This is a genomic window from Nonomuraea phyllanthi (genome assembly GCF_006334985.2).
In the GTDB taxonomy this organism is placed as follows: Bacteria; Actinomycetota; Actinomycetes; order Streptosporangiales; family Streptosporangiaceae; genus Nonomuraea; species Nonomuraea phyllanthi.
The window spans coordinates 209,869-235,611 of the sequence record NZ_VDLX02000004.1 but is presented as its reverse complement, the minus strand read 5'-3'; the positions used below and the strand labels follow the sequence as shown (position 1 = coordinate 235,611).

Annotated in this window: 26 protein-coding genes and 1 pseudogene; 10 read left to right on the top strand and 17 right to left on the bottom strand. The window is 73.9% G+C overall.

The annotated features are described in order from the left end of the window. The first annotated feature begins 794 nt into the window (after positions 1 to 794). From FH608_RS12590 to FH608_RS54345, 3 genes and pseudogenes are all read left to right on the top strand, one after another. The gene (locus FH608_RS12590) at positions 795 to 1,649 is read left to right on the top strand and encodes a PAC2 family protein (RefSeq protein ID WP_139630640.1); all 855 of its coding nucleotides are present in this window, start codon (positions 795 to 797) and stop codon (positions 1,647 to 1,649) included. A 191-nt stretch (positions 1,650 to 1,840) separates the two neighbouring features. After that, positions 1,841 to 2,332, top strand: a complete 492-nt coding sequence (locus FH608_RS12585; protein WP_139630639.1) for a hypothetical protein — start codon at positions 1,841 to 1,843, stop codon at positions 2,330 to 2,332. Positions 2,333 to 2,405: 73 nt separating this feature from the next. After that, positions 2,406 to 3,158 (top strand): annotated as a pseudogene (locus FH608_RS54345) (NAD-dependent epimerase/dehydratase family protein); the annotation flags it as partial. A gap of 267 nt (positions 3,159 to 3,425) precedes the next feature. Here FH608_RS54345 and FH608_RS12575 read toward each other — a convergent pair. The 9 genes from FH608_RS12575 to FH608_RS12535 form a co-directional block, all read right to left on the bottom strand. Beyond that, the gene (locus tag FH608_RS12575) at positions 3,426 to 4,388 is read right to left on the bottom strand and encodes a UDP-glucuronic acid decarboxylase family protein (RefSeq protein WP_139630638.1); all 963 of its coding nucleotides are present in this window, start codon (positions 4,386 to 4,388) and stop codon (positions 3,426 to 3,428) included. After that, complete coding sequence (locus FH608_RS12570) at positions 4,385 to 5,272, bottom strand: glycosyltransferase family 9 protein (protein ID WP_139630637.1); 888 nt, start codon at positions 5,270 to 5,272, stop codon at positions 4,385 to 4,387. Before FH608_RS12570 ends, FH608_RS12575 begins: the two co-directional genes overlap by 4 nt. Then, complete coding sequence (locus FH608_RS12565; RefSeq protein ID WP_139630636.1) at positions 5,263 to 5,937, bottom strand: SDR family oxidoreductase; 675 nt, start codon at positions 5,935 to 5,937, stop codon at positions 5,263 to 5,265. The genes FH608_RS12570 and FH608_RS12565 overlap by 10 nt, the downstream gene beginning before the upstream one ends. Further along, complete coding sequence (locus tag FH608_RS12560) at positions 5,934 to 7,283, bottom strand: PfkB family carbohydrate kinase (RefSeq protein ID WP_139630635.1); 1,350 nt, start codon at positions 7,281 to 7,283, stop codon at positions 5,934 to 5,936. The genes FH608_RS12565 and FH608_RS12560 overlap by 4 nt, the downstream gene beginning before the upstream one ends. Continuing rightward, a complete protein-coding gene (locus FH608_RS12555) occupies positions 7,280 to 7,828 on the bottom strand; it encodes a D-sedoheptulose-7-phosphate isomerase (protein WP_226899386.1) in 549 nt (182 codons plus the stop codon). Before FH608_RS12555 ends, FH608_RS12560 begins: the two co-directional genes overlap by 4 nt. 2 nt (positions 7,829 to 7,830) lie before the next feature. Beyond that, on the bottom strand, positions 7,831 to 9,018 hold the full coding sequence (locus FH608_RS12550; RefSeq protein WP_139630632.1) for a glycosyltransferase: 1,188 nt from the start codon (positions 9,016 to 9,018) through the stop codon (positions 7,831 to 7,833). Then, on the bottom strand, positions 9,015 to 10,070 hold the full coding sequence (locus FH608_RS12545; RefSeq protein ID WP_139630969.1) for a glycosyltransferase family 9 protein: 1,056 nt from the start codon (positions 10,068 to 10,070) through the stop codon (positions 9,015 to 9,017). The genes FH608_RS12550 and FH608_RS12545 overlap by 4 nt, the downstream gene beginning before the upstream one ends. A gap of 110 nt (positions 10,071 to 10,180) precedes the next feature. Next, positions 10,181 to 11,143, bottom strand: coding sequence for a glycosyltransferase family 2 protein (locus FH608_RS12540; protein ID WP_139630631.1), 963 nt, complete (start codon positions 11,141 to 11,143; stop codon positions 10,181 to 10,183). Beyond that, positions 11,140 to 12,771 carry a carbamoyltransferase family protein gene (locus FH608_RS12535; protein WP_139630630.1) on the bottom strand — a complete coding sequence of 544 codons (1,632 nt, stop codon included), beginning with the start codon at positions 12,769 to 12,771 and terminating at the stop codon, positions 11,140 to 11,142. The genes FH608_RS12540 and FH608_RS12535 overlap by 4 nt, the downstream gene beginning before the upstream one ends. Positions 12,772 to 12,942: 171 nt before the next feature. On the opposite strand from FH608_RS12535, the gene FH608_RS12530 reads away from it, so the two are divergent. The 3 genes from FH608_RS12530 to FH608_RS12520 are packed head-to-tail and all read left to right on the top strand — an operon-like array spanning position 12,943 to position 14,729. Then, a complete protein-coding gene (locus tag FH608_RS12530; protein WP_226899383.1) occupies positions 12,943 to 13,533 on the top strand; it encodes a D-glycero-alpha-D-manno-heptose-1,7-bisphosphate 7-phosphatase in 591 nt (196 codons plus the stop codon). After that, on the top strand, positions 13,530 to 14,450 hold the full coding sequence (locus FH608_RS12525; RefSeq protein ID WP_139630629.1) for a glycosyltransferase: 921 nt from the start codon (positions 13,530 to 13,532) through the stop codon (positions 14,448 to 14,450). The genes FH608_RS12530 and FH608_RS12525 overlap by 4 nt, the downstream gene beginning before the upstream one ends. A gap of 30 nt (positions 14,451 to 14,480) precedes the next feature. After that, positions 14,481 to 14,729, top strand: a complete 249-nt coding sequence (locus tag FH608_RS12520) for a WhiB family transcriptional regulator (RefSeq protein WP_139630627.1) — start codon at positions 14,481 to 14,483, stop codon at positions 14,727 to 14,729. 15 nt (positions 14,730 to 14,744) lie between these two features. Here FH608_RS12520 and FH608_RS12515 read toward each other — a convergent pair whose 3' ends face one another. Then, positions 14,745 to 15,227 carry a peptide deformylase gene (locus FH608_RS12515; protein ID WP_139630626.1) on the bottom strand — a complete coding sequence of 161 codons (483 nt, stop codon included), beginning with the start codon at positions 15,225 to 15,227 and terminating at the stop codon, positions 14,745 to 14,747. Positions 15,228 to 15,482: 255 nt separating this feature from the next. On the opposite strand from FH608_RS12515, the gene FH608_RS12510 reads away from it, so the two are divergent. Together FH608_RS12510 and FH608_RS12505 are read left to right on the top strand one after the other, a co-directional pair. Further along, positions 15,483 to 16,652 (top strand): uroporphyrinogen-III synthase, encoded by a 1,170-nt coding sequence (locus tag FH608_RS12510; RefSeq protein ID WP_139630625.1) that lies wholly within the window; start codon positions 15,483 to 15,485, stop codon positions 16,650 to 16,652. Beyond that, a complete protein-coding gene (locus tag FH608_RS12505) occupies positions 16,649 to 17,422 on the top strand; it encodes a sirohydrochlorin chelatase (RefSeq protein WP_226899382.1) in 774 nt (257 codons plus the stop codon). Before FH608_RS12510 ends, FH608_RS12505 begins: the two co-directional genes overlap by 4 nt. 260 nt (positions 17,423 to 17,682) lie before the next feature. Here the strand turns inward: FH608_RS12505 and mshC are convergent, their stop codons facing one another. From mshC to FH608_RS12480, 5 genes are read right to left on the bottom strand one after another with little or no spacing between them, the layout of a single operon-like run. After that, the gene (mshC, locus tag FH608_RS12500) at positions 17,683 to 18,906 is read right to left on the bottom strand and encodes a cysteine--1-D-myo-inosityl 2-amino-2-deoxy-alpha-D-glucopyranoside ligase (protein ID WP_139630624.1); all 1,224 of its coding nucleotides are present in this window, start codon (positions 18,904 to 18,906) and stop codon (positions 17,683 to 17,685) included. 10 nt (positions 18,907 to 18,916) lie between these two features. Continuing rightward, a complete protein-coding gene (locus FH608_RS12495) occupies positions 18,917 to 19,564 on the bottom strand; it encodes an NRDE family protein (protein ID WP_139630623.1) in 648 nt (215 codons plus the stop codon). 31 nt (positions 19,565 to 19,595) lie between these two features. Next, the gene (locus FH608_RS12490) at positions 19,596 to 20,363 is read right to left on the bottom strand and encodes an SCO1664 family protein (RefSeq protein ID WP_139630622.1); all 768 of its coding nucleotides are present in this window, start codon (positions 20,361 to 20,363) and stop codon (positions 19,596 to 19,598) included. After that, a complete protein-coding gene (locus tag FH608_RS12485) occupies positions 20,360 to 20,908 on the bottom strand; it encodes a DUF3090 domain-containing protein (protein ID WP_139630620.1) in 549 nt (182 codons plus the stop codon). Before FH608_RS12485 ends, FH608_RS12490 begins: the two co-directional genes overlap by 4 nt. 9 nt (positions 20,909 to 20,917) lie before the next feature. After that, positions 20,918 to 21,604 (bottom strand): histidine phosphatase family protein, encoded by a 687-nt coding sequence (locus FH608_RS12480; RefSeq protein ID WP_139630619.1) that lies wholly within the window; start codon positions 21,602 to 21,604, stop codon positions 20,918 to 20,920. 64 nt (positions 21,605 to 21,668) lie between these two features. Between FH608_RS12480 and FH608_RS12475 the strand changes: the two genes are divergently transcribed. Next, a complete protein-coding gene (locus FH608_RS12475) occupies positions 21,669 to 22,616 on the top strand; it encodes an aldo/keto reductase (protein ID WP_139630618.1) in 948 nt (315 codons plus the stop codon). 135 nt (positions 22,617 to 22,751) lie between these two features. Then, positions 22,752 to 23,597 carry a hypothetical protein gene (locus FH608_RS12470; protein WP_139630617.1) on the top strand — a complete coding sequence of 282 codons (846 nt, stop codon included), beginning with the start codon at positions 22,752 to 22,754 and terminating at the stop codon, positions 23,595 to 23,597. A 624-nt stretch (positions 23,598 to 24,221) separates the two neighbouring features. Here FH608_RS12470 and fabI read toward each other — a convergent pair. Continuing rightward, positions 24,222 to 24,986, bottom strand: coding sequence for an enoyl-ACP reductase FabI (gene fabI / locus FH608_RS12465; RefSeq protein ID WP_139630616.1), 765 nt, complete (start codon positions 24,984 to 24,986; stop codon positions 24,222 to 24,224). Position 24,987: 1 nt separating this feature from the next. Then, positions 24,988 to 25,683, bottom strand: a complete 696-nt coding sequence (locus FH608_RS12460; protein WP_139630615.1) for a beta-ketoacyl-ACP reductase — start codon at positions 25,681 to 25,683, stop codon at positions 24,988 to 24,990. Positions 25,684 to 25,743: the final 60 nt, after the last annotated feature.

The window sequence follows — 25,743 nt, the reverse complement described above, 5'->3', positions numbered from 1 at the left end:
GCGCCCTCCCGGCCAGGGGTGCAGGGCCCGCACGAGCGGGGGCGTCCGACCCCCTCCGCTCAGGCCGCGCCCTTTCGGCCAGAGGTGCACAGCCGTCTCGGGCCGGGTGCACACGGCCCGGTCAGGCCTGGCGGCACACGGCCGGGCCGAGCCCCGCAGGCACGCGGCCGCCTCGACCCCCCAGGCACGCGCCCACGTCGGGCCCGGGGCACGGCCGCCTCGGGCCAGGCGCGCGCCCGCGTCGGACCGGCGGCACGGCCGCCGGAACGGGAGCGCGGCCGGCTCCTGCCGGCTCCGGCCGGAAGCAAGCCGTGTGAGGGCCGGGGCACGGCCGCCGGAACGGCGGTGCGACCGGCTCGGGCCAGGCCCGCGGCCGCGTCGGACCCGGGGCAAGACCGCCGGAGCGCGGGGCGGCGGGCGCGGGCCGGAAGCGGGCCGCGCCCGGCCCGGGGCACAGCCGCCGGAACGGGGGTGCGCCCGGCCCGGTGCGCCGCCGCCGGAACGGGGTGCGGACGGCTCGGGCCGGAAGCGGGCCGCGCGCCGGAAGGACCCGCGCCGTAAGCGCATCCAAGGCGGTTTGTGTGACGGCCGATGCTCTTGGGGAGATGGAGAAGGACAGAGCAGAAGGCCGCCCCCGCACGCCGGTGCGACCCGGGGCGGCGGTGCCCGACAGAAGGAGGCGCCGGACGTGGGATGGCCGGCGGGACGCGGCTCCGGGTTCCCGGGGAGATCGGTGACGCCGACTCCTCCCGACCGCATAGGCTTAGCGAGATGATGAGGAGAGGAGGCGACACGTGATAGAGCTCGAAGGGCTCCCCGAGCTCGTTGACCCGGTGCTCATAGCCGCGTTCGAGGGGTGGAACGACGCGGGTGAGGCCTCCAGCGGTGTGATCGCCCATCTCGAATCCACGTGGAAGGCCGAGCCGCTGATCGCGCTCGACCCCGACGACTACTACGACTTCCAGGTGACCCGCCCCATCGTGGAGATGGGCGACGGCCTGACCCGCTCGATCGTGTGGCCGACGACGCGGCTACTGCGCGCCCGCCCGCCGGGCCTGGAGCGCGACGTGGTGCTGCTGCGCGGCATCGAGCCCAACATGCGCTGGCGCTCGTTCTGCGCCGACATCATCGACGTCTGCCGCGAGCTGGGCGTGGAGCTGGCCGTGATGCTGGGCGCGCTGCTCAACGACTCCCCGCACACGCGGCCGGTGCCGATCCTGGGCGGCGCGACGGACGCGACGCTGGCGCGCTCGACCAACCTGGAGCTGAGCCGCTACGAGGGCCCGACCGGCATCGTCGGCGTGCTGCAGCACGCGTTCGGCGAGGCGGGGCTCGACGCCATCTCGCTGTGGGCGTCGGTGCCGCACTACGTCGCCCAGCCGCCCAACCCGAAGGCGACGCTGGCGCTGCTGCGCCGCCTGGAGGACGTGCTGGAGATCCCGATGCCCCTCGGCGATCTCGACGAGGAGGCCCGCGCGTGGGAGCGCGGCGTCGACGAGCTGGCCTCGCAGGACACCGAGGTGGCCGAGTACGTCAAGGAGCTGGAGGAGCGCAAGGACGCCGCCGAGCTGCCGGAGGCCAGCGGTGACGCGATCGCGGCCGAGTTCGAGCGCTATCTCCGGCGCAGGAACCGTGACACTGACAGCTGATCCTCAGGGATGAATTCCGTCCCTCTTCTGGGATTCCGGGTAATAATCGGGGCCGTACTCCCTCGCGAATATCCCTCGGCCTCGCGCCGTGATGCCTACTCCATCTGACCGCGCACGTTAGGCACGCCATGGCGACTTCCCATGTTGACCCGCACCAAAGAAGTCAGGACACCAGGCGCCGCGTCCTGGAAATGGCCGTCTCCCTCAGGGAGGACCGCACCGGCGGCTCGGTGGACCACTTCCTCGCGCTGCTGCAGGACCGGCTCCCGCTCTGGCTGAGCATTCTCCACAATCTTTCCCATCGCATTGGAAAAGGGTCTGTATCCGACAATCTCGTTCCCATCGCGCGAGCGGGGATCGAGTACTACATGGACGTGCAGAGCGCCGCGCTGCCCGCTTTCACCTCGCCCAACGTCACGGTCCGCTTCCGTGAGGCCGTCCGCGACACCGATCTCGGCCCGCGGACCGAGACGGCGCCGCTGGCCGCCTACCTCGCGGCCGAGCAGAGCCTGGGCAGGATCGGCCCCGACGTGGATCCGGAGGCCAGCGCGCGGCTGCTGATCGCGGGCTGCTTCCACCGGGCCTACATCGAGATGTTCATCGGCGCCGACGCCGGCCCGTCGCTCGACGCGAGCGCTCTGGAGATCGTCCGCGAGCTGCGCCTGGAAACCGTTCCGGCCTGACGCGACGTCCGCACCCGCAAACCTGTCCGCTACACTGATCGTCAGTCGAACTGATGATTTGTGGAGCTGACATATGATCATGATCACCGGCGGGCTGGGATTCATCGGCACGCACACCGCGCGGGCGCTGCTCGACCTGGGCGAGTCCTGCCTGCTCGTCCAGCGCAGGGCCCCCGTCGTCCCCGAGTCGCTCGCCGGCGAGCGCGTCGTCGTCGAGCAGGCCGACCTGGCCGACGCGGCCCAGCTGCTGGCGCTCGGCGAGCGCCACAAGATCACCGGCATCGTGCACCTCGCCGGCTCCGTCCCGTGGCCGCCCGGGGCGTACGAGCCGCTGGAGGGCGCGGAGACGTCGCTGCGCGGCCTCATGAACGTGTTCCGGGCCGCGAGCGAGTGGCAGGTCGGACGGCTCGGGCTGGCCAGCACGATCGGCGTGTACGGGGGCGTGCCAGGCGAGGGCGCGCTCGGCGAGGACGTGCCGCTGCCGATGACGGCCGGCCACCCGATCCCGGCGTTCAAGAAGATCGGCGAGCTGCTCGGCGACCACCTGGCCGGGGCCATGGGCCTGGACGTGCTCACCTACCGCATCGCCGCCGTCTGGGGACCGCTCGGCCACCCGCGCTCGCCGTTCTTCGCCGCGCCGCAGCTCGTGCACGCCGCCGCCCGCGGCACCGATCCCGATCTGTCCGCGCTGCGCTCGGGCGGCCACGCGGGCGACGGGATCGACCTGTTCTACGCCAAGGACTGCGGGCGGGCCATCGCCCTGCTCCAGCTGGCGGAGCGGCCGGCGCACCGCACGTACAACGTGGGCTCCGGGAGGCTGACGACCAACGGGGAGGTCGCCGCGGCGCTGGGGAGGCTCGTCCCCGGCGCCCGCGTCGACCTTCCCGAGGCCGCGATCCCGCCGCGCCCGCGGTCTGGCTGGACACCACGCGGCTGCGGGAGGACACGGGGTTCGAGCCGGCGTACGGCACCGAGCGGGCGGTCGCCGACTACCTCGCCTGGCTGCGCGCGGGAAACGAGCGCTGAAGCACCCCGCGCGCAACCGGGCTGCGATCGGGGACCAGCGCTGAGGCGCTTCCCCGTGGCCGGGCGCTCAGACCTGGATCTGCTCCAGTTCCTCGGCGGCGGCCAGCTCGGCCGCGAACCACTCGATGGTGCGGCGCAGCCCTTCGGCCGCCGGGACCTGCGCCTGCCAGCCGAGCCGCTCGGCCGCCAGCGTCGCGTCGGGGCGGCGGACCCGGGGATCGTCGGCCGGCCGGTCGATGAACTCGATCCCCGACGACGCCCCGGTCAGGTCGCGGATCAGGGTGGCCAGCTCCAGCATGGTCAGCTCGGCCGGGTTGCCGATGTTGACGGGCCCGGCGAAGTCGCTGCGGGCCATGGCGAGGATCCCGGACACGGTGTCGTCCACGTAGCAGATGGAGCGGGTCTGCGTGCCGTCGCCGGTGATCGTGATGGGCTCGCCCTTGAGCGACTGCCTGATGAAGGTCGGGATCGCCCGGCCGTCGAACGGGCGCATGCGCGGCCCGTAGGTGTTGAAGATGCGCACGATCCCGGTGTCGGTGCCGCGCGACTGGCGGTAGGCGGTGGTCAGGGACTCGGCGAAGCGCTTGGCCTCGTCGTAGACGCTGCGCGGGCCGACCGGGTTGACGTTGCCCCAGTACGTCTCGCGCTGGGGGTGCTCCAGCGGGTCGCCGTACACCTCGCTGGTGGAGGCCAAGACGAACCTGGCGCCCTTCTCCCTGGCCAGCCCCAGCGCGTGCAGCGTGCCGACGCTGCCGACCCGCAGGGTCTCGATCGGGTAGCGCAGGTAGTCGGCCGGCGAGGCGGCCGAGGCGAAGTGCAGGACGAGATCCAGCCGGTCCGGTACGTGTACGTACCCGGTCAGGTCGCACTCGATGATCCGGAACTCGGGCCGGTCGATCAGGTGCTCGACGTTGCGCGGGCCGCCGGTGAGGAAGCTGTCCATGCAGATCACCTCCGCACCCTCGGCCAGCAGACGTTCGCACAGGTAGGAGCCGAGGAACCCGGCTCCCCCGGTGACCAGAGCCCTCATGACGTGACCTCCAAGACGGCGTCGACGACTTCGGAAACCTCGATCTTCAGCAGGCCGGGGTCGGGCCGCAGCCCGTGCGGATCCCCGTTCCTGCCCGCCCACAGCGCCACGTGGCGCCAGCCGGGCGGCGGCCCCCACAACGCGGGTGACACCGGCCCGAACAGCACCACCGACGGCACGCAGAACGCCGTCGCCAGGTGCGCGACGCCGGTGTCTCCGCAGATCACCAGCCGCGCCCTGCTCACCAGGTCGATCAGGTCGGCCAGGCCGGTCCGCCCGGCCAGCATGCGCTCGGGCGGCAGCCCGGCCAGCTCGGCGACCCGTACGGCCAGCGGCACCTCCTCGGCGTTGCCCGTCACGACCACGTCGTCGAGTTCCGCCGCCACCTCGGCGAACCGTTCGGGCGGCCAGCGCCGGGCAGGGTAGGCGGCGCCCGGGTGCACGATCGCGGGCCCGGTGCGGTCGGAGACGCCGAGTGTCAGATCCCCGGGGTCGGTGGGGATGCCGTGCCACTCCAGCAGGCCGCACCAGCGCCGCACCTCGTGGACGCCGTCCGGGTACGGAGGCCCGGTGCCGAAGCTGATCAGCCGGCCCGGTTCGGTGCGCCGCAGCGCCTCGATGCTCTGCGGTCCCTTGCCGTGCAGGTTCACCGCGATGTCCGGCCGGTGGAAGTGGGTCCCTTCCGAAGGGACGGGCCCCGGGCCCGACACGTCGACCAGGTCGTCGGCCGCGGCGATCAGCGGTAGCAGGGCCTCCATCGCCCGCGGCGCGGCCAGCGTGATGCGGTGCCCGGGAAAGGCCTGGCGCAGCGCCCGCAGGGCGGGCACGGCTGTGAGCAGGTCGCCCAGGCCGAGCCCGCGCAGGGCGAGGAGTTCTAGGGCCATGACGTCTCCGTGGACGGGCAGACGACGAGCTCTCTCACCTCGCATCCGGCCGGCTGCCGCAGCGCGAAGACCACCGTCTGGGCGACGTCGGCCGGGTCGTTGAGCCCGGCCTCCGGTCCCGGCTGGTACTGCTCGGGCCGGCCGTCGAAGAAGGCCGTGCGCATGCCGCCGGGGACGAGCAGGGTGACGCCGACCTCGCCGCGCAGCTCGACGGCCAGCGCCCTGGTCAGCCCGACGACGCCGAACTTGGACGCCGAGTAGGCCGAGGCGTCGCTGAGCGGCCGCAGCCCCAGCGTGGAGGCACAGGTGACGATCTTGCCCCGGGTGTGCTTCAGGTACGGCAGCGCCGCCCGGACGACCGAGGCCGTGCCGAGCAGGTTGACGCGGATGACGCGCTCCCAGTCGTCGGCGGGGACGTCTTCCAGCCGTCCGCAGGCGTCGATGCCGGCGGCGGTCACCACGCCGTCCAGGCCGCCGGCCCGTTCGGCGAGCTCGCGTACCGCCCGCTCGGCCTCCCCCCGGTCGGCCAGGTCGGCCGTGACGTGCTCGAAGCGCTGGTCCGGCGGCCGCTTGTCGACGACCAGCGCCCGCCAGCCCTCCTTCTCGACGGCTTCGGCGGTGGCCAGACCGAGCCCGGAGGCTCCCCCGGTGATCAAAATCTTCACTGGATCTCCCTGATCAGATTCGTTGTCGAACGTCCCGGCAGCGTGCTCAGCACGACGATCTCCGCGCCGAGCCCGGCCAGGACCTGTGATTCGGGCAGCACTTCCCCCTCGTAGTCGCCGCCCTTCACCCACACGTCGGGGCGCAGCGTCCCGATGGCGCGCGCCGGGGTGTCCTCGTCGAACACCAGCACGGCGTCCACGCAGCCCAGCGCCCGCAGCACCTCGACCCGGTCCCGCACGTCGACGATGGGCCTGGAGGGACCTTTGAGCCGGCGCACCGAGGCGTCGGAATTGACGCAGACGACGAGCGCGTCGCCCAGCGCCCTGGCCCGCCGCAGCAGGCTCACGTGCCCGGCGTGCAGCAGGTCGAAGCAGCCGCCGGTGGCGATGAGGCGGCCGCCGTACGCGCGGGTGAGCCTGGCGACCTCCAGCGCGGTGCGCGGCCGGTCGCCGAGCAGCTGCTCCTGGACCTTGACGCCGCCGGACCCGCCGCGCTCCACGAAGCGCGAGGCCTCGCCGACGCCGATGATGACGGCCTCCTGGACGCCGGTGCCGTCGCGCAGCGCGAGCGCGGCGGCGGAGGCGAGCCGGTCGCCCGCGCCGCAGGCGTCGCGGTTGCCGGCCAGCACCGGCGGCGGCACCTGGGTGAGCGGCCCGCCCTGGACGGCGAGCGCGGCGCCGCGCTCGCCGGTCGTGACGGCCACCGCGCCGGCGCGCAGCTCCCTGACGAGCCGGCGGGCCGCCTGGTCGGGGCCGTGGTAGCCGTTCTCGCACCACGCCCTGGCCTCGGCCTCGCTGGGCGTGAGCAGCGCGCAGCCGGGCATCGGCCGGCCGCCTCTGGGGTGCGGGTCCCACACCACGGGCACGCCGGTGTCGCGCAGCAGCTCGGGGGCCATCCTGGCGACGCCCCTGCCGTAGTCGGAGACGAGGACCGCGCCGGCCTGCTCGACGGCCTCGGCCGCCTCCGGCGTGGGGGCGTAGCGGGCGGTGCCGTCGCCGGAGTCCAGCCGGAGCAGGGTCTGGCCGCGCGACCTGACCCGGGTCTTGCGCACGGTGGCGCCGCGCAGCGGCAGGCGTACCAGGTCGACCTCCTCCGACAGCAGCCCGCACAGGCGCCGGCCGTCTGGGTCGTCGCCGATCGCCGTGACCAGCACGACGTCGGCGCCGTCGCGGGCGGCCAGCAGCGCGGCCAGCCCGGCGCCGCCCGGGCGGGCCTGCTCGGCGCCGACGTCCACCACCGGGACGGGGGCGTCGGGGCAGAGCCGGTCGGCCTCGCCCTCGACGTCCACGTCCAGCAGCGTGTCGCCGATGACGACGAGCGGGCCCGTGGTGGCGGGCGCCGTCATAGTGCCTCCTCGACCGCGTCGCACAGCAGGTGGATGAGGGCGAGGTGCACCTCCTGCACCGTCGCCGTCTCCTCCCCCGGTACGGCGACCGCCTCGTCGCACAGGTCGGCCAGCGCGTTGGGCGCGGGACCGGTCATGGCCCAGGCGAGGATGCCGGCGTCCTGCGCCGCCCTGGCCGCGGCCAGCACGTTGGGGCTGCCGCCGCTGGTCGACAGGCACACCAGCACGTCGCCGGGCCTCCCGTGGGCGCGCACCTGGCGGGCGTAGACCTCGTCGGCGCCGAAGTCGTTGGCGATGGCCGTCAGCGACGAGCCGTCGGCGTGCAGCGGGATCGCCGCGTACGGCTGCCGGTCCTCCCTGAACCTGCCGACCAGCTCGGCCGTCAGGTGCTGGGCCTCGGCCGCAGAGCCGCCGTTGCCGCAGGCCAGCAGCCTGCCGCCGGCGGACAGCACGCCGGCCAGCTTGCCTCCCCAGGCGCGGACGGTGACCGCCTGGTCATCGACCTTCTCCAGGGTCGTCCAGAGCTTTTCCAGGTGTGCGTCCACGATCAACCCCCCAGAGCGGCCAGGCGGCATACCTTGCCGTCGATGACCTGCGTGTACACGGCCTCGGTCAGCTGGGCCACCCGCGGCCAGCCGTAGCGCTCGCGCGCCCTGCGCGCCCCCGCCGCGCCGAGCGCCGCCCTCTTGTCCGGGTCGCCGAGCACGTCGCCCAGCGCCCTGGCCAGCGCGCGCGGCCGGCGCGGCGGCACCAGCACGCCGCAGCCCGCGACGGTGTCGAGGTGCCCTCCGACCGCCGAGGCCACGACCGGCACGCCACAGGCCATCGCCTCCACCGGCACCATGCCGAACGGCTCGTACCAGGGGACGGTGACCACGACGTCGGCCGAGCGCATCAGCGCGGGCACGTGCTCGCGCGGCACGCTGCCGATCACGTGCACGCGGCGCTCCAGCCCGTACGCGCGCGCCAGCCCGCGCAGCCTGACCGCCTCGTCGTCGTGCTCGCTGCCGCCCGCGATGACCAGTTCGGCGCCGGGGAGCCGGCGCAGCGCCTGGATGGTGGTGTCCACGCCCTTGCGCGGCACCATCCGGCCGATGCTGAGGATGAGCGGCCCCGGCGTGCGCGGCGCCACCGGCCCGTCGGGGCAGAACGCCGACAGGTCCACCCCGCACGGCACGACCGTGATGCGCTCCTCGGGGATGCCCATCGCGCGCAGCTCGTTGACCTCGTCGCCGCAGGTGGCCAGCACGGCGTCGGCGTGCCGGCCGATCTCGCGCTCGGTGGGGATGCGGTGCGCGGGGCTGGTGTCGGCGTCGCCCTGCCAGCGCCGCTTGACCGTGCCGAGCGCGTGGAACGTCTGCACCACGGGCACGCCGTCGGCCGCCTGCAGCGCGGCCTGGCCGCTCATCCAGAAGTGGGCGTGCACGACGTCGGGCGGGCCGGCCGCCCAGCGGTCGGCCAGGCGTTCGGTGAATTCCGCCATGTACGGGGGGAGCTCGTCCTTGGGTACGGGGGCGGCGGGGCCGGCCGGGACGTACTCGACCGTGACGCCGGGCGCCACCCGCACCGACGGGGGCTGCCGCTCGGAGGAGCGCCGGGTGTGCACGACGATCGTGTGCCCGCGCCGGGCCAGCGCGACGGCCAGCGCGGCGACGTGGACGTTCTGGCCTCCGGAGTCGACGCCGCCGATCGCCGCCAGCGGGTCCGCGTGCTCGGAGATGAGATCGACCTTCACTGAGTCAGCTCCCTCACTGCCTTGACCACCTGCTCACTTGTCACGTGGGACAGGCACGGGTGCCCGGGTACGGGGCAGGTGCGCGCCCTGCTCGCACGGCAGGGCGCCTCCTGGTCTCCCAGCAGCACCACGGGCACGCCGTACGGGGCCCACCTCGCCGCGGGGACGACGGGGGCGAACAGGCTCACGACCGGCGTGCCGACGGCCGCCGCCAGGTGCGCGGGGCCGGTGTTGCCGGCCACGAGCACACCGGCGCGCTCGATGAGGGCGGCCAGTTCGGCGAACGTGGTCGCGCCGCCGAGGTCGGCCGCCAGGTCGCCGGCCACGTAGGCGGTGAGGTCACGTTCTGTGCCGGTCACGACGACCCGGTGCCCGTCTTCGACCAGCTCCCGCACGGTCTGCCGATGCCGTTCGGCCGGCCAGGTCCGTGCGGGGGCCGATGTCCCCGGGTGCACCACGACGTACGCGCCTTTGCCGGCATCGGCGCCGGCGCCGAACAGTTGCCCCAATTTCCGGTCAATATCCGGCAATGGCCGCCGAACTGCGAGTTTGCCGTCATCGCCCGCCGGCAGCTCGAACCCCGCCGCCCTGGCGACCGCCAGCATGCGCTCGGCCTCGGGGACGTCCACGCTCTCGTCCACGACGTGCCGCACGTCGAGGAGCGAGCCCGGGTAGTCGTTGCTGATGGCGCTGATCCTCGCCACCCCGGCCAGCCTGAGCAGGAGCGCCAGCGGGAGCGCCGACTGGTGGAACGAGGTGAGGATCACCGCCTCGTCCACGTCCGCGAGCTTGGCGACCAGGCCGGCTACCTGGGCCTTCCCGAGGGGCCGCGGGGTGTGGTCGATCCACGGGGCCCGCCACTCGATCACCCGGTCCACGCCGGGCAGCAGCTCGGCGGCCGCCCTGCCGTTCGGGCCGGCCAGGAAGACCAGCTCGCCGGCCCGCGTACGCACGGCCCTGACGGCCGGACCGGCCAGCAGCACGTCGCCGGCGTCGTCCAGCCGGGCGACCAGCACCCGGCGCCGCTCGTCCCCAGGGCCGTCCCCGTGCATGAGTGGCGAGGGGCACGGCCTGGCGGCCGTCACGGGCTCGGGCGCGGGGCCGCGGGCCCCCGCCGCCTTGCACGGCCTCGAACCGCGGGCCGTCGCGGACATGCGACCGCTCATCGGCGCGCCCTCCATTCCCCCCGCAGCCGGTGCGCGCAGGCGACCGGCGGGATCACCACGCTGGTGACGACCATCCGCCACACCTCCTGGGGGGTACGGGGACCCGGCGCGATGCGCCGCCAGGCGAACTCGGCGGTCATCACGGCCCACGCCAGTCCCGCCACCGCCCCGAGCCCGGCCACCGCCCTGGCGCGCCCGGCGGTGGCGCCCAGGGCCACTGCCGTGAGGCCCGCGGCCGTGGTCGCGGCGTGCAGGCGCAGCCGGCCGCTCCGGCCGCCGATGGCCGCCCGCCAGCCGGGCCCGTGCAGGCGCCGCATGCGCGCGTCGTCCGCGTTGCCCCGCTGGAAGCGCACGCTCGCCCAGAAGCCGTCCTCCCGCACCGGGTGCACTGTCACCCGCGAGCCCTTGACGAGCCGGTGGCCCGCCCGCGAGATCCGCAGCGCGAGGTCGGCGTCCTCCCGGTAGGCCCGGGGGAAGCGCTCGTCGAACCCGCCGGCGGCCTCCAGCGCCGGCCGCCGGTAGGCCATGTCCGCGGTCGCCCACTGCGCGCCGGCGAGCCCGGCGGTGTGCCGCTCGCCGTCGGTGGGCCGCCGCCCGGCCGGCAGCGGCACCTCGATGCGGCCCTGGCTGCCGGCCACGTCGTCCGGCAGGTCCGCCAGGTCCTTCCAGAGCGCCTCGGCCCAGCCGGGCGAGGGGATCACGTCGTCGTCCAGGAACGCCACCCAGGGCGTGGTCGCGGCCCGCCACCCGGCGTTGCGCGCCGCCGCCGGGCCGCGCCCGCCCGACCGCACGACCCGTACCTGATCAGGCCGTATGTGATCGGGCCGTATGTGATCAGGCAGGGACAGCGCCGCATCAGGGGTGTCGTCCACCACGACGACCGGCACGCCGGTCCCGATCGCCGCGAGCGTGTCGCGCAGCGTGGACCGGCCGACGGTGGGGATCACCACAGTGATCACGAGGCGAACACCTCCCCGCGCCGCACCAGGTACGGTCCCAGCGCGAGCACGTCCACCGGCGAGGACCCGAAGCACTCCAGCGCGTCACGGGGGTCGTCGACCATGGGACGCCCGGCCGTGTTGAGGCTCGTGTTGACCACCACGGGCAGCCCCGTCCTGGCCTCGAACTCGGCCAGCACCCGCGCCATCAGCGGCTCCGTGGCGGGCGAGACGGTCTGGATGCGGGCGGTCCCGTCCACGTGCACCACCGCGGGGATGCGCGGCGCCCAGTCGGGGTGCACGTCGTGGACGAACAGCATGTACGGCGACGGCACCGGCCCGCGCCCGAAGATCTGCGCGGCCCGCGACTCCAGCACCATCGGCGCGATGGGCCTGAACTGCTCGCGCCCCTTGACGTCGTTCAGCCGCTCGGTGTTGCGCGCGTGGCCGGGGTGGGCCAGCAGCGACCGGCGGCCGAGCGCCCGCGGCCCGTACTCGGAGCGTCCCTGGAACCAGGCCACGATCCGGTCGGCGGCCAGCTCGGCGGCCACGGCGGCGGCCAGGTCGGCGGGGCGGGTGTGCGGCACGCGGGCCACGTCCAGCCAGGCGCCCAGTTCCTCGTCGGTGAACCCGCGGCCGAGCGCGGCGCCCGGCATGGGGCCGGCCGGCTCGCCGTAGGCCTGCGCGAGGTGCAGCGCGCCGCCGAGCGCGGTGCCCGAGTCGCCCGCCGCCGGCTGCACCCACACCTCGTCGAACGGCCCCTCGTCCAGCAGCCGCGTGTTGGCCACGCAGTTGAGCGCGACCCCGCCGGCCAGCGCGAGCCGCCGCTCGCCGGTGCGTTCGTGCAGCCAGCGCACCAGCTCCAGCAGCACCTCCTCCAGCCGGGCCTGCACGCTGGCGGCCAGGTCGGCGTGGTCGGAGGTCCAGGGGGCGCCCTTGGGCAGCGCCTTGGCGTAGCCGTTCCAGTCGACCCGCTCGACCCGGAACCCGCCGTCCCCCGTCGTGTGGATCACCTCGCGCAGCGCGTCCAGGTGGCGGGGCCGGCCGTAGGAGGCCATCGCCATGACCTTGTACTCGTCGCTGGAGCGCAGGAAGCCCAGGTGCTCGGTGACCTCCTCGTACATCAGGCCCAGCGAGTGCGGCAGCTCCTGCGCGGCCAGCACCTCCAGCTCGCCGTCGCGGTAGCGGCCCGCCAGGTGGGAGACGTTCTCGCCGCGCCCGTCGCACACGAGCACGGCGCAGTCCCGCCAGGGCGAGGCCAGGCCCGCCGAGGCGGCGTGGGCCACGTGGTGCGGCACGTAGGTGACCTGGCCGGGGTCCAGGCCGGGCAGCGCGGTGGCGAGGAAGGCCGGGGCGCGCACGGCGTACCGGGTACGCAGGTCCTCCCAGTCGCCCTCCGGGCGCTGGGTGACGAGCGAGGGGTCGTAGGAGTAGGCCACGGCGTCGATGTCCTCGGGGGAGAGCCCCGCCTCGCGCAGGCACCAGGCGGCGGCCTGCTCCGGCAGCTCCCACGCGGAGAACGCCAGAGGCCGCTTGCCGTGCTTGCGGCGGCTGAAGCGTTCCTCCTCCGCCGCGGCCACGATCCTCCCGTCGACCACCAGCGCGGCGGCGGGGTCGTGGAAGATCGCGTTGATGCCGAGAAACCTCATCTTTCCTCCCCCAGAGATGTCGAGAACCGCTACCGAGAGAAGCGGCTCTCAAACATTCGCCAGGCCCAGGAGATGCGTAAACAGGCGCAACCGCCTGGGGTTGCTCACGCTGAGTAGTTGTTTGCCGGGTCAGGCGCCGGGTAGCTGGCCGACACGCGACGGAGGTGAAAGGTGTTCGAAAAGCGACGTCCCGGCGCCGTGCTCTTCGATCGGGACGGGACCTTGATCAGGGACGTGCCGTACAACGGCGACCCGGACCGTGTCGAGCCCATGCCCGGCGCGGTGGAGGCGCTGGCCAGGCTCCGGCGGTCCGACGTGCCGGTGGCGGTCGTCACCAACCAGTCGGGCGTGGCCAAGGGCCTGCTGTCGGCCGACGACATGGACCAGGTGAACGCCAGGGTGGAGGAGCTGCTCGGCCCGTTCGACGCGTGGGCGATCTGCGTGCACGACGACGCCGACGGGTGCACGTGCCGCAAACCGGCACCCGGGCTGGTGATCAGGGCGGCCGCGATCCTCGACGTCAGTCCCCGCGACTGCGTGGTCGTGGGCGACATCGGCAGGGACATGGACGCGGCCAGGGCGGCCGGGGCCAGGGGCATCCTGGTGCCGACCCCGCAGACGCGGTTGGAGGAGATCGAGCAGGCGGCCGAGGTCGCCGACGACCTGGCCGACGTCGTGGAACGGGTGCTGAGCGAGGCGGAGGCCCCCGTGCCGGCCGTCTCCGCGCCGTGGGCCCGGGCCCTGGGCTGGAGCCGCTGGTGAGAATCCTCATCTGGCACGTGCACGGCTCGTACACCAGCGCGTTCATCAGGGGCGGCCACGAGTACGTGCTGCCGCTGGTGCCCGATCGCGGCCCCGACGGCAGGGGCCGCGCCCAGACCTTCGACTGGCCCGCCTCCGCCCGCGAGGTGCCCTTCGACCGGCTCCGCGACGAGCGCGTCGACGTGGCCGTCTTCCAGCGCCCGCACGAGCCGGAGCTGGCCCGCGAGTGGCTCGGCCGCGACGTGCCCGCCGTGTACGTCGAGCACAACACGCCCGCGGGCGACGTGCCGCGCACCCGGCACCCGCTGGCCGGCCAGAACGCCGTCACGCTGGTGCACGTCACCCACTTCAACGAGCTGTACTGGGACAACGGCCGGGCGCCCACCCGCGTCGTCGAGCACGGCGTGCCCGACCCCGGCCACCTGTACACCGGCGAGCTGCCCCGGGCGGGCGTGGTGGTCAACGAGCCGGTACGCCGCACCAGGGTCGCCGGGACCGACCTGCTGCCGCGCTTCGCCGAGCGGGTGCCGCTGGACGTGTTCGGGATGAAGGTGGACGGCCTGCCGTACGGCACCTTCGAGGACCTGCCGCAGCACGTCATGCACGCCGAGCTGGCCCGGCGCCGGGCCTACCTGCACCCCTACCGGTGGACGTCGCTGGGGCTGGCCCTCATCGAGGCCATGACCCTGGGCCTGCCGGTCGTCGCGCTGGCCGCCACCGAGGCGATCGAGGCCGTGCCGCCGGAGGCGGGCGTGCTGTCGACGAGGGTGGACGTGCTGGCCGACGCGCTGCACGCCTTCGTCGCGGACCCGGAGAGCGCCGCGCAGGCGGGCAAGGCCGCGCGGGCCGCGGCGCTGGCCCGCTACGGGCTGGACAGGTTCCTCACGGATTGGGACCGGGTGCTCACGGAGGTATGAGACCGGATCGCCCGGGTAGGCGCGCAGGTCATGATGATGCTCGACTGGACACGGAGGGCCGCCTGCCTCGACCTGGACCCCGAGCTGTTCTTCCCGATCTCCGCGGAAGGGCCGGGCCGGTCACAGGTCGAGCAGGCCAAGCACGTGTGCGCCCGCTGCCCCGTGCGCGAGGCGTGCCTGGCGTACGCGCTGGACACCAGGCAGGCGTACGGCGTATGGGGCGGCACCGACCCCGACCAGCGCAGGGACCTGGCCCTGGCCGCGGCGCACCACGCGTAGCCCCGGCCCGGCGGGTCAGCCGGGCAGGGCGGCGGCGAGGAAGCGCTCGCGCTCGGCCGCCTCGAGGTGATCGCTGAACAGCACGCCGTCGAGGTGGTCCGTCTCGTGCTGGAGCACCCTCGCCAGCATGCCCAGCGCCCGGAACGTCACGGGTTTGCCGAACATGTCGCGGCCACGCGCCGTGACCGCGTAGGAACGTTCCAGTGGCCACCACAGCCCCGGCGCCGACAGGCACGCCTCGTCGGCGGTGATGCGGCGCTCCGACAGCTCCAGGCGGGGGTTGACCAGGTGGCCCGACCTGCCGTCGTAGGAGTAGACCACCACGCGTACCGGCTCGCCGATCTGCGGCGCCGCCAGGCCCGCGCGGCCGGCGCCCGCGCGCATCGTGGCGGTCAGCGCCTTGACCAGCCGCCGCAGCTCGCGGTCGAAGTCGTGGACCGGCGCGGCGACCGAGCGCAGCACCGGATCGTCGAACGTGCGAATAGGCCGGACCGTCACCCGAAACTCCCCGATAGGCGGCGTCGTCACGGTGAACGTTTCCCGCGCCCCCGCCTCGCCAACCGCGATAGGCCGAGCTTGTAGCACAGCGGTAACAAGGGAGACCCGCGGGCGAAACCACCCCAAAGCAGTATCGGAGCGTGATCTCACTTGCGTCACGCGCAGCTGTGATGGCCGGCCGGGAGCTCGGGGCCCGGCCGGCCGTCCCCGACCACCTCACCGGTAAGGCGTCTCTCATCGCCTGGAGGTGCCGGCATGAGTGATGTGCCTGCCCTCAGGGGCGCGTACTCCCCCGAGACCGCACCCGACGCCCTGTCGGGCTTCACGATCGGAGTCACCGCGACGCGGCGCCGGGAGGAGTTCGGCGCGCTGCTGGAGCGGCGCGGCGCCCGCGTGGTCAGCGCCCCGGCGATCCGGCTCGTCCCGCTGGCCGAGGACGCCGACCTGCTCGCCGCCACCAGGGAGAGCCTGGCGGGGCCGCTCGACGACGTGGTCGTCACCACCGGCGTCGGCTTCCGCGGCTGGATGGCCGCCGCCGAGGGCTGGGGCCTGTCGGCCGACCTGGGCGAGCACCTGTCCAGATCGCGCCTGCTGACCCGCGGCCCCAAGGCCAGGGGGGCGGTGCGCGCCGCCGGGCTGAACGACCACTGGACGCCGCCCACCGAGTCGTGCGAGGAGGTCAAGCAGTACCTGCTCGCCCAGGACCTGCGCGGGCGGCGCATCGCGGTGCAGCAGCACGGCGAGCCGCTGCGCGACTTCGTGGCCGACCTGCGCCGCGCCGGGGCGGAGGTGATCGAGATCCCGGTCTACCGGTGGCTGCCGTACCGCGACATCTCGCCGCTGCGCCGGCTGATCAGCCAGACCATCTCCGGCTCGGTCGACGCGGTGGCCTTCACCAGCGCGCCCGCCGTGCACGCCATGCTGGGGACGGCCCGCGCCGACGGGCTGGAGGAGGCGCTGCTCACCGCCTTCGGCGAGCGGGTCGTGGCCGCCTGCGTGGGGCCCGTCACCGCCGAGCCACTGACCTCGCGCGACGTGCCGACCCTGCAGCCGGAGCGCTCCCGCCTCGGCGCGCTGGCCCGCGCCCTGGCCCGCCACCTCCCTGAGCACGGGGTGACCCGCCTGACGGCCGCGGGGCGCCGGCTGGAGATCCGCGGTCACGCGGTGGTGGTGGACGGGGAGCTGCGGCCGCTCCCGCCCGCGCCGATGGCGGTGCTCAAACGCCTGGCGGACAAGCCCGGTCACGTGGTGTCGCGCGCCGACCTGCGTACGGTGCTGCCGGGCACCGTCGCGCGCGAGTCGGCCGAGCACGCGGTGGAGATGGCCATCACGCGCCTGCGGCGGGCGCTCGGGGCGGCCGGGATCGTGGAGACCGTGGTCAAGCGCGGCTACCGGCTCGCCTGCGTGTACGAGGCCGGCTTGTGAACGAGCGGGCCTGCCCCGCACCGGTGTGCCGCCGCCCGGCCACCGGTGCGGCCGGGGAGGGCCCCGCGCTCGTCCTGGCGGCGCACGGCACGCGCTGCGCCGCCGGGGAGCGTACGCTGTCGGCCCTCGCGGAGGCGGTCAGGAGAGCCCGACCCGGGCGGCGCGTGGAGCTGAGCTACCTGGAGATCAGCTCGCCGCTGCTGTCCGACGTGCTGCCCGCCGTACCGGGGCCGGTGGTCGTGGTGCCGCTGCTGCTGGCGGGCGGCTACCACGCCCACATCGACCTCCCGAACGTCGTCGCCGCCCACCGCCCCGACGCCGTGGTGGCCGGCTGGCTGGGGCCGCACCGGCTGCTCACCTCGGCCCTGGCCCGCAAGCTGGCCAGGGCCGGGCTGCGGGCGACCGACGCGGTGCTGCTCGGCGCGGCCGGCTCCTCCGACCCCTCCGCCCTGGCCGACGTGCGCGCCGCCGCCCACCGGCTCGCCGTCCGGCTGGCACGCCCTGTCACGGCGGCCTTCGTCTCGGCCGGGTCCCCGTCGCTGGAGGAGGCCATGTCGGGGCTCGCCTCCACGCCGGCCGCGCGGGTCGCCATCGCCTCGTACGTCCTCGCGCCGGGCTTCTTCCACGACCGGCTGGGGGGTGTGGGGGCGGGGCTCGTGAGCGAACCGCTGGGCGCGGACCCGGACGTGGCGGCGCTGATCTGGCACCGCTACGACACGGCCCTCACCGGCCGCCCGGCCCCGTCGGGACTGCGCGAGGCATCGTTGTAACGGGGCACGGATGCTCCCGGCCGCATCGCACCGCGCTTCGCCGTGCACCGTCCCGCCCAACCCTGCACCCGTGCAGGAGGCGGGGCGGCGTGCCCGATGCGGGCAACGGCTGCCGTCAACCGCCGCTGAACCCACGCCCGGGAGGCGCCGCGATGCCCGCGGTCTCACGGCGACGCTCGTCGAACGCCGGGCACCCCAAGCACGCCTGGCACCCGAACGGCCGTCGCGTAAGCCGGCGTCGCGGGCGGGCGGGGCGGGGGTCAGAGGGCGATGCCCAGGAGGGCGTCCACCAGGTCGCGGACCAGCCCGGGCGCGTCGGGGTCGGGGCCGCCGGTGGTGAGGGCCTCCTCGGCCCAGGCGTCCACGGCGGCGAGGGCGCCCGGCGAGTCGAGGTCGTCGGCCATCCGGGCGCGTACCGTGGCCAGGAGCTCGTCGGCGCGCGGCCCCGAGGCGAGCGCGACGGCCGAGCGCCACCGCGCCAGCCGGCGTTCGGCCTCGGCCATCAGCTCGGGCACGTACTCCCAGTCCGCCCGGTAGTGGTGGGCCAGCAGCACGAGCCGGACCGCCATCGGGTCGTGCGCCTGCCGCAGCTTGGACACGAACACCAGGTTGCCCTTGGACTTCGACATCTTCTCGCCGTCGAGCGCCACCATGCCCGCATGCGCGTAGAACTTGGCGAACGGCCACTCCCCCGTGAGCGCGTGCCCTTCGGAGGCGCCGCACTCGTGGTGCGGGAAGATCAGGTCGGAGCCGCCTCCCGCCACGTCGAAGCCGGGCCCGAGGGCGTCCATGGCGATCGCGGTGCACTCGATGTGCCAGCCGGGCCGGCCCCGGCCGAGCCGGGACTCCCAGGCGGGCTCGCCGGGCCGCTCGGCCCGCCACAGCAGCCAGTCGAGGGGGTGCCGCTTGCCGGGCCGGTCCGGGTCGCCTCCGCGCTCGGCGAACAGGGCGAGCATCTCGGCCTCGTCGTAGCCGGACACCTGGCCGAACTTGGGGGCGTCGGCCACGCTGAAGTAGACGTCGCCGTCCAGGTCGTACGTGACGCCCTTGGCCGACAGTTTGGCGATCAGGTCGGCGACCCGCCCGACGACCTCGGTGACGCCGACGTACTCGCGGGGCGGCATGATCCGCAGCGCCTCCATGTCGCCGCGGAACAGCTCGATCTCCCGCTCGGCCAGCTCGCGCCAGTCGATGCCGGTCTGCGCGGCGCGTTCGAGCAGCGGGTCGTCCACGTCGGTGGCGTTCTGCGTGTAGTGCACCTCGTGGCCCGCGTCGCGCCACATGCGGCCGGCGAGATCGAAGGCGTGGTAGGTGTTGGCGTGGCCGAGGTGCGTGGCGTCGTAGGGGGTGATGCCGCAGACGTAGATCCTGGCGGTCGGCCCGGGCTCCGTCTGCCTCACCTGCCCGGCCGACGTGTCGTAGAGACTCAGCGGAATGCTCTCACCTGGGAGCTTTGGAACGTTCTGGGCAGCCCACGATCTCATGTGTTTGAGCCTATCTGTCCCGATCAGCGGTCAGGTCGGCGAAGTCGTACGTCACTCCGTCCGGCGCGAGCGTGACCCGCAGCGCCGACAGGGAGGCGAAGGTCCGGCCGTCGGGCAGCGCGTGCCGGACGATGAGCGCGCCCGGCTCGCCGGACGGCTCGGCCCTGATCAGGTCGCTCCAGCTCTCGGTCCTGAACCTCGGCAGGTACGCGACGACCCGCTCGCTCGCCGGGTCGAGCCCCGTGTTCACCACCATGCTGACGCCCTCGGGCAGGTCGGAGGCGCTCAGCCGCTCTCCGTCCCAGCTGAACAGGCGCGCGCCCGCCTCTCCGGCGAGCACCAGGTGGAACGGGTCGTAGCGGGCGAGGTCGCCGCCGGGGGCGTTCCCGGTGTACGCGGCGCGCAGCGCCAGGTCGCCCCGGGAGATCCTGGTCGTCTCAGCGGCCGCCGTGCCGCGCCCGTTGAGCAGCGCGGCGGCGCGGCGTGCCGAGGGGTTGACGGCCAGCCAGGTGCCGCCGGCCTTGAGGTCGCGCCCGCCGATCACGCCGGGGAAGTCCGGCCAGTGCTCCCCCGGGCCCTCCCACGGGCGGTCGGTGTACTCGTCCCGCACGCCCATGAGGGTCAGCGGCCACCCGGTTCTCACGATCACCGTGCACATGGGCAAAGGTTAATAAACCGGCATGGATCGCTTAGATCGGGGGCCAGGGAATGGCGGGCCACCCCTCCGACGGGTACGGGTGCACGCCGGTGTCGAGCAGCCGCCTGACCCGCTGCCAGGTGGCCTCGACCTCCTCCAGCGTCAGCAGCTCGCGCAGCCTGCGCCCGAGCGAGCCCGACTCGATGTCGCGCTCCAGCTTGGCCAGCACGACCACGGCCTCGCGGGCGAGGGGCTTGCCGCGCCACTGCCAGAGCACGGTGCGCAGTTTGTCCTCGACCGAGAAGCTGACGCCGTGGTCGACCCCGTAGACGTGACCCGTGGGCAGCGGCAGCAGGTGCCCGCCCTTGCGGTCGGAGTTGTTGATCACCGCGTCGAAGACCGCCATCCGGCGTACGAGCGGGTTGCGGCTCTTGACCAGGCGCGTGAGGTCGATCTCGCGCTCGGTGTCGATCCACAGCTGGACCATGCCCGGCCCGAAGGGGCCCTCGCGGTAGACCGTGGGCGGCACGATGCTCCAGCCGGTGGCCTGCGACACCTCGAACGCGGCCACCTCGCGGGCGGCGAGGGTGCCGTCGGGGAAGTCCCACAGCGGGCGCTCGCCCCGCACCGGCTTGTAGACGCAGGCGGCCGTGCGCGAGCCCAGCTTGACCGAGCAGTAGAGCGTCATGTTGGTGGCCTCGACCAGCCGCCCCGCCACCTCCAGGCGGCCGTCGCGCAGCAGCGGGAGAGCCTCTTCGTCGTGCATGGACGGGGGTCGTGGGGGCGGCTTGATGGCCGGTTCGCTCTCCGGAGCGGTCATGAAGCCGCCTCACCCCCGCGATATCCGTTGAGACGCACGCAGACGTGCCCGGTGGCGTCGAGCGGCTGCCCGCACAGGGGACACGGCGGCCGGCCCGCCGCGACGATCTGCAGGGCGCGCCGGGTGAAGGCGCGGGCGGCGCCCGCGCTGATGCGCACGCGCAGCACCGCCGGGTCGGGGATCTCCGCGTCGTCCTCGTCGACGACCTCCTGGGCCTCGATCACCACCTGGGACGTCTCCGCGTCCCAGGCCAGCGCCATCGTGCCCACGCGGAAATCCTCCGCGACCGGGGTGTCGAGAGGGGCGTCGTCGGTCAGGTCGGCGGGGGCCATCGCGGGGACGTGCGCGGCTCCCCCGCTGAGCCGCAGCACCTCGTCGAGCAGCTCGTCGAGCCTGCCCGCGAGCGCCGCGACCTGCAGTTTCTCCAGCGCCACCGTGGTCAGTCTGCCCTCGGCCCTGGCCTGCAGAAAAAAGACCCGCGCGCCCGGCTGCCCCAGGGCGCCGGCGACGAACCTCTCTGGTGGGTCGTAGTCGAAGACCGGCATAGCCTGACCTTACGTGGTTCCGGGTCCGCCGCCGACGGCGGCATCGCTCCCGGTGATGTTTTCTCCCCCGTCTTTCTCCTCCGAATCCTCGTCCAGCTTCAATTCCCCCATATCGTTAAGCCTGCGAACAAAGGGGCGCAAGGGGGCATAGCGAATGACGGTGACAGCCGCCGGATCTGCGGTTATGCGCTGAAACTGGTCGAGGTGGAGCCCCAGAGCGTCCGCGACGATCGACTTGATCACGTCGCCGTGGCTGCAAACCAGGTAGACAGCCTTCTCCCCCAGGCGGTGATTCCACTCCCTGACCGCCGCCACGGCTCGATGCTGCATGTCGGACAGAGACTCACCTTCCGGAAATGTCGCCGCGCTGGGGTGCGCCTGCACCACCTGCCACAGCGGCTCCTTGGCGAGCTCCTTCAGCGGCCGCCCGGTCCAGCCGCCGTAGCCGCACTCGATGAACCGGTCGTCGACGCGTACCTCCATCTCCCGGCCCTCGGCGACGGCCTGGGCCGTTTCCCTGCAGCGTTCGAGCGGGCTTGAGACGATGGCGTCGAGCCTGACGCCCGCGACGCGGGCGGCCAGGGCCGTCGCCTGCGCCCGGCCCGCCTCGCTCAGATGCACCCCCGGCGTCCGTCCGGCCAGCACCGGGCCGGTGAGGTCCGTCAGCCCGTGTCGGGCCAAAAGCAGCGTGGTCACCTGGCAAGTGTCGCAGGCGTCGATCACAACGTTTCATCCACCCGGACGGTAACCTGGCGGGATCATGGAGCAGCGCTATGTCGGCCACAGCGGCCTGTCGGTGTCCCGGCTGGGGCTCGGCACGATGACCTGGGGCCGCGACACCGACGGTGACGAGGCGGCGGCCCAGCTCCGCACGTTCCTGGACGCGGGGGGCAACCTCGTCGACACGGCCGACGTCTACACCGGCGGCGACTCCGAGCGGCTGCTGGGGCGGATGCTGCGCGACTCGGTGCCGCGCTCCGAGCTGGTGATCTCCACCAAGGCCGTGGTGACCCCGTCCGGCCGCCGGCCGCGCGACGCCTCCAGGCGCCACCTCATCGCCGCGGTCGACGAGTCGCTCAGCCGGCTCGGTGTCGACTACGTCGACCTGTGGCAGCTGCACACGTACGACGCCGAGGTCCCCTTGGAGGAGACCCTGGCCGCGCTCGACGCGATCGTCTCCTCCGGGCGCGCCGTCTACGCGGGCGTGTGCGACTACACCGGCTGGCAGCTGGCCGCCGCCGCGGTCACCCAGAAGACCATCCCCGGCCGCATCCCGATCACCTCGGCGCAGGTCGAATACTCCCTGCTGGCCCGCGAGCCGGAGCGCGAGCTGCTGCCCGCCGCCGCCCACCTGGGCGTCGGCGTGCTGGCCTGGTCGCCGCTGGGCCGCGGGGTGCTCACCGGCAAATACCGCACCGGCGTCCCCGCCGACTCCCGGGCCGCCACCCCGCACTTCGCCGACTTCGTCCGGCCCTACCTCGACGAGCGCAGCCGCCGGGTCGTCGAGTCGGTCATGACCGCCGCCGACGGGCTCGGCGTGTCGCCGCTGGCCGTCGCCCTGTCCTGGGTACGCGACCAGCCGGGGGTCGCCTCGGCCATCGTCGGGGCCCGTACGCACGCGCAGCTCACCGGGGCCCTGCCGGCCGAGGACGTGGTGCTGCCCAGAGAGATCCGAGAGGCCCTCGATGACGTGTCGTCACTCGACTGACCCCTCGCCCGAGGAACGAGAGTCTCCCTCGCGTATCACTAGTCGATACCGAATCGCAACTTTACCCGCCAAACGCCTGCGTCTCCTGTGCGATGTCCATAAAGATTTCCCCTGTAAGCGATCAGGAGGGGACGGATGTTGAGCAGGACCGCGGTCTCGGCCGGAGTTCTCGCGGTGGCGCTGGCGGCCGTCCCGGTCGCGGCGCCCGCCGCAGCCGCCGCCTCGCAGGACTGCACACGTGGCGGAGGCGTGCTCTCGGGCGTGACCAACACGCTCTGCGACGTGGTGAACACCCTCACCGGCACCATCGACACCGTGACGGGCGGCACCACCGACAAGGTGACGGACGGGCTCGACAAGACCACCGACGAGGTGCTCGGCCGGGTCGGGGAGGTGGTGCCGACCACGAAGGCGTCGCCCTCCACCAAGCCGCCCCGCTCCTCCTCCACCCCTTCCACCCCCTCCCCTGCCGATCCCTCGCCGTCGGCGCTGCAGAAGACCCTCGACAACGTGTGCCTGCCGGTGCTGTCCTGCCGCGACCGGGGCGACGACGCGGAGAGCGTGTCGCCCACACCGACGCCCACGCCGTCGCCCGGCCGCACGTCACGGCTGCGTGAGTGGGGGGTGGAGACCTTCCCGACGACGGCGGCGCCGACGCCGCCTCCGCACCGCCCGCAGAGCATGGACAACGACCGGCCGGTCACCAAGGAGAACACGGTCGACACGGACGAGCCCCGGGTCGACCTGCTGTGGCCCAACCCGTTCCAGCACGAGCTGACGGTGCCGATGCAGGAGCAGCGGGTGGTACGCCCCACCCCGCCCGCCTCCGACGTGCTGGGGACGGTGCTGACGATCGCCTTGCTGGGGTCGGCGGTGCTGGCCACCCGGATCGTCCAGCAGCGCCGGCAGCGCGCGGAACCGGCCGAGTCGATCCCCTTCGAGCCGGGCCGCGCCGCCAACGGCCGCCACCGCCTGGCCTGACCCGGCGACCGCGAGCACGGCCCACCCCGGGCCGCTCGGCGGCCGCGCCCGCACGGTGGACGCCCCGCCGCGTGTCGCGTGGCCGTGTCGCGTGGCCGTGTCGCGTGGCCGGGGCGTGTGGCCGGGGCGTGTGGCCGGGGCGTGTGGCCGGGGCGTGTGGCCGGGGCGCGTGTCGCCTGGCTGAGCGTCGCCCGTTGCGCCGAGCACACCGCCGCACCAGGCCGCGCCGGTGCAGCGCGCAGAGAAGCGCCCCACCGCGCCAGGTGGCACTGGGTGGCGCACAGAAGAGATGCCGGAAAAACGGCCCGACACGTCACGTCGCACCGGCGTGGCACCCGAAGGCGGCGCGCGGAACAACCGGGCTCACAGCGCCACGGCTCGTCAGCGGGGCGCGGCGGAGATCGGCTCGTCGTGCCATCGGCTACGGTCGGCCGGTGGGCGGGCTCTGGGGGCGGTCTCGCGCGCCGCCCGCGGGTGCGCGAGGCCACCCCACCGACCGCCGCGGCCAGGCGACAGCCCCGTGCGCGAGGCCGTCCCAACCGGCCGCCCGCGATCAGGCGACAGCCCGGCGTACGAGCCGTCCCACCGGGCCGCTCGCAGTCAGGCGACGGCCCGGCAGCGGCGTCAGGCGCCGATGGCGTGGACGCCGCCGTCCACGTGGACGATCTCGCCCGTCGTGGCCGGGAACCAGTCGGACAGCAGGGCCACGCAGGCCTTGGCCGCCGGCAGCGTGTCGGACAGGTCCCAGCCCAGCGGCGCCTTGTCCGGCCAGCTGTCCTCGAACTCCTTGAAGCCCGGGATCGACTTGGCCGCCATCGTGCGCAGCGGCCCGGCCGCCACCAGGTTGACGCGGATGTTGTGCGGGCCCAGGTCGCGGGCGAGGTAGCGGCTGCACGACTCCAGGCCGGCCTTGGCGACGCCCATCCAGTCGTAGACGGGCCACGCCTTGGAGGCGTCGAAGTCGAGCCCGACGACCGCCCCGCCCTCCTTCATGAGGGGCAGGCAGGCCACCGCCAGGGACTTGAACGAGTACGTCGAGACCTGCAGGGCGGTGGCGACGTCCTCCCACGTGGTGTTGAGGAAGTTGCCGCCCATCGCGGTCTGCGGGGCGAAGCCGATGGAGTGGATGACCCCGTCGAGGCCGTCGACGTGCTCGCCGACGCGCGCGGCGAGGGTGTCGAGGTGCTCGTTGCTCTGGACGTCGAGCTCCAGCACCGGCGCCGGCTCGGGCAGGCGCTTGGCGATGCGCTCCACCAGGCTCAGCCGGCCGAAGCCGGTGAGCACCACCGTGGCGCCCTCCTCCTGCGCCAGCTTGGCCACCGCGAACGCGATCGAGGCGTCGGTGAGCACGCCGGTCACGAGGATCCGCTTGCCTTCGAGAATGCCCATGTCAGTGCCCCATTCCGAGTCCGCCGTCGACCGGGATCACGGCCCCGGTGATGTAGGAGGCGTCGTCGCTCGTCAGGAAGCGGACGACGCGTGCCACCTCCTCGGGCGCCGCCTGCCGCCCGAGGGGGATGCGGGAGACGATCGAGTCCTGGTCGAGCTCGGCCGTCATGTCGGTGGCGACGAAGCCGGGCGAGACCACGTTGACCGTGATGTTGCGCGAGCCGTACTCGCGGGCCAGGGAGCGGGCGAAGCCGACGAGCCCGGCCTTGGAGGCGGCGTAGTTGGCCTGGCCGGCCTGGCCGGACAGGCCGACCACGGAGGAGATGAGGACGATCCGGCCGCGCTTGAGCTTCATCATCGGGCGGATGGCCCGCTTGGCCACGCGGTAGGCGCCCGTGAGGTTGGCGTCGATGACGTCGGTGAAGGTCTCCTCCTTCATCATCGCCAGCAAGGTGTCCTTGGTGATGCCGGCGTTGGAGACGAGGACCTCGACCGGGCCCTGCTCCGCCTCGACCTTGTCGAAGGCTGCCTCGACGTCGGCCGTGCTGGTGACGTCGCAGCGCACGCCGAACAGGCCCTCGGGGGGCTCCCCCGATCGGTAGGTGACCGCGACGGCGTCGCCGGCCGCGGCGAGTTCACGGGCGATCGCGAGGCCTATGCCGCGATTGCCCCCGGTGACGAGTACAGAGCGTGCCATGGCATCAGACGCTATCTCCTACCGGCCGGTATCCGGTTGTCCGGGTGAGACAAGATCACA

What these genes read in the sequence shown, in the direction of transcription:
- FH608_RS12585 (WP_139630639.1), top strand. Translation starts at nt 1,841, where the DNA reads ATGGCCGTCTCCCTCAGGGAGGACCGCACCGGCGGCTCGGTGGACCAC.
- FH608_RS12575 (WP_139630638.1), bottom strand. Translation starts at nt 4,388, where the DNA reads ATGAGGGCTCTGGTCACCGGGGGAGCCGGGTTCCTCGGCTCCTACCTG.
- FH608_RS12570 (WP_139630637.1), bottom strand. Translation starts at nt 5,272, where the DNA reads ATGGCCCTAGAACTCCTCGCCCTGCGCGGGCTCGGCCTGGGCGACCTG.
- FH608_RS12560 (WP_139630635.1), bottom strand. Translation starts at nt 7,283, where the DNA reads ATGACGGCGCCCGCCACCACGGGCCCGCTCGTCGTCATCGGCGACACG.
- FH608_RS12545 (WP_139630969.1), bottom strand. Translation starts at nt 10,070, where the DNA reads ATGCACGGGGACGGCCCTGGGGACGAGCGGCGCCGGGTGCTGGTCGCC.
- FH608_RS12535 (WP_139630630.1), bottom strand. Translation starts at nt 12,771, where the DNA reads ATGAGGTTTCTCGGCATCAACGCGATCTTCCACGACCCCGCCGCCGCG.
- FH608_RS12520 (WP_139630627.1), top strand. Translation starts at nt 14,481, where the DNA reads ATGATGATGCTCGACTGGACACGGAGGGCCGCCTGCCTCGACCTGGAC.
- FH608_RS12510 (WP_139630625.1), top strand. Translation starts at nt 15,483, where the DNA reads ATGAGTGATGTGCCTGCCCTCAGGGGCGCGTACTCCCCCGAGACCGCA.
- mshC (WP_139630624.1), bottom strand. Translation starts at nt 18,906, where the DNA reads ATGAGATCGTGGGCTGCCCAGAACGTTCCAAAGCTCCCAGGTGAGAGC.
- FH608_RS12495 (WP_139630623.1), bottom strand. Translation starts at nt 19,564, where the DNA reads ATGTGCACGGTGATCGTGAGAACCGGGTGGCCGCTGACCCTCATGGGC.
- FH608_RS12490 (WP_139630622.1), bottom strand. Translation starts at nt 20,363, where the DNA reads ATGACCGCTCCGGAGAGCGAACCGGCCATCAAGCCGCCCCCACGACCC.
- FH608_RS12485 (WP_139630620.1), bottom strand. Translation starts at nt 20,908, where the DNA reads ATGCCGGTCTTCGACTACGACCCACCAGAGAGGTTCGTCGCCGGCGCC.
- FH608_RS12475 (WP_139630618.1), top strand. Translation starts at nt 21,669, where the DNA reads ATGGAGCAGCGCTATGTCGGCCACAGCGGCCTGTCGGTGTCCCGGCTG.
- FH608_RS12470 (WP_139630617.1), top strand. Translation starts at nt 22,752, where the DNA reads ATGTTGAGCAGGACCGCGGTCTCGGCCGGAGTTCTCGCGGTGGCGCTG.
- fabI (WP_139630616.1), bottom strand. Translation starts at nt 24,986, where the DNA reads ATGGGCATTCTCGAAGGCAAGCGGATCCTCGTGACCGGCGTGCTCACC.
- FH608_RS12460 (WP_139630615.1), bottom strand. Translation starts at nt 25,683, where the DNA reads ATGGCACGCTCTGTACTCGTCACCGGGGGCAATCGCGGCATAGGCCTC.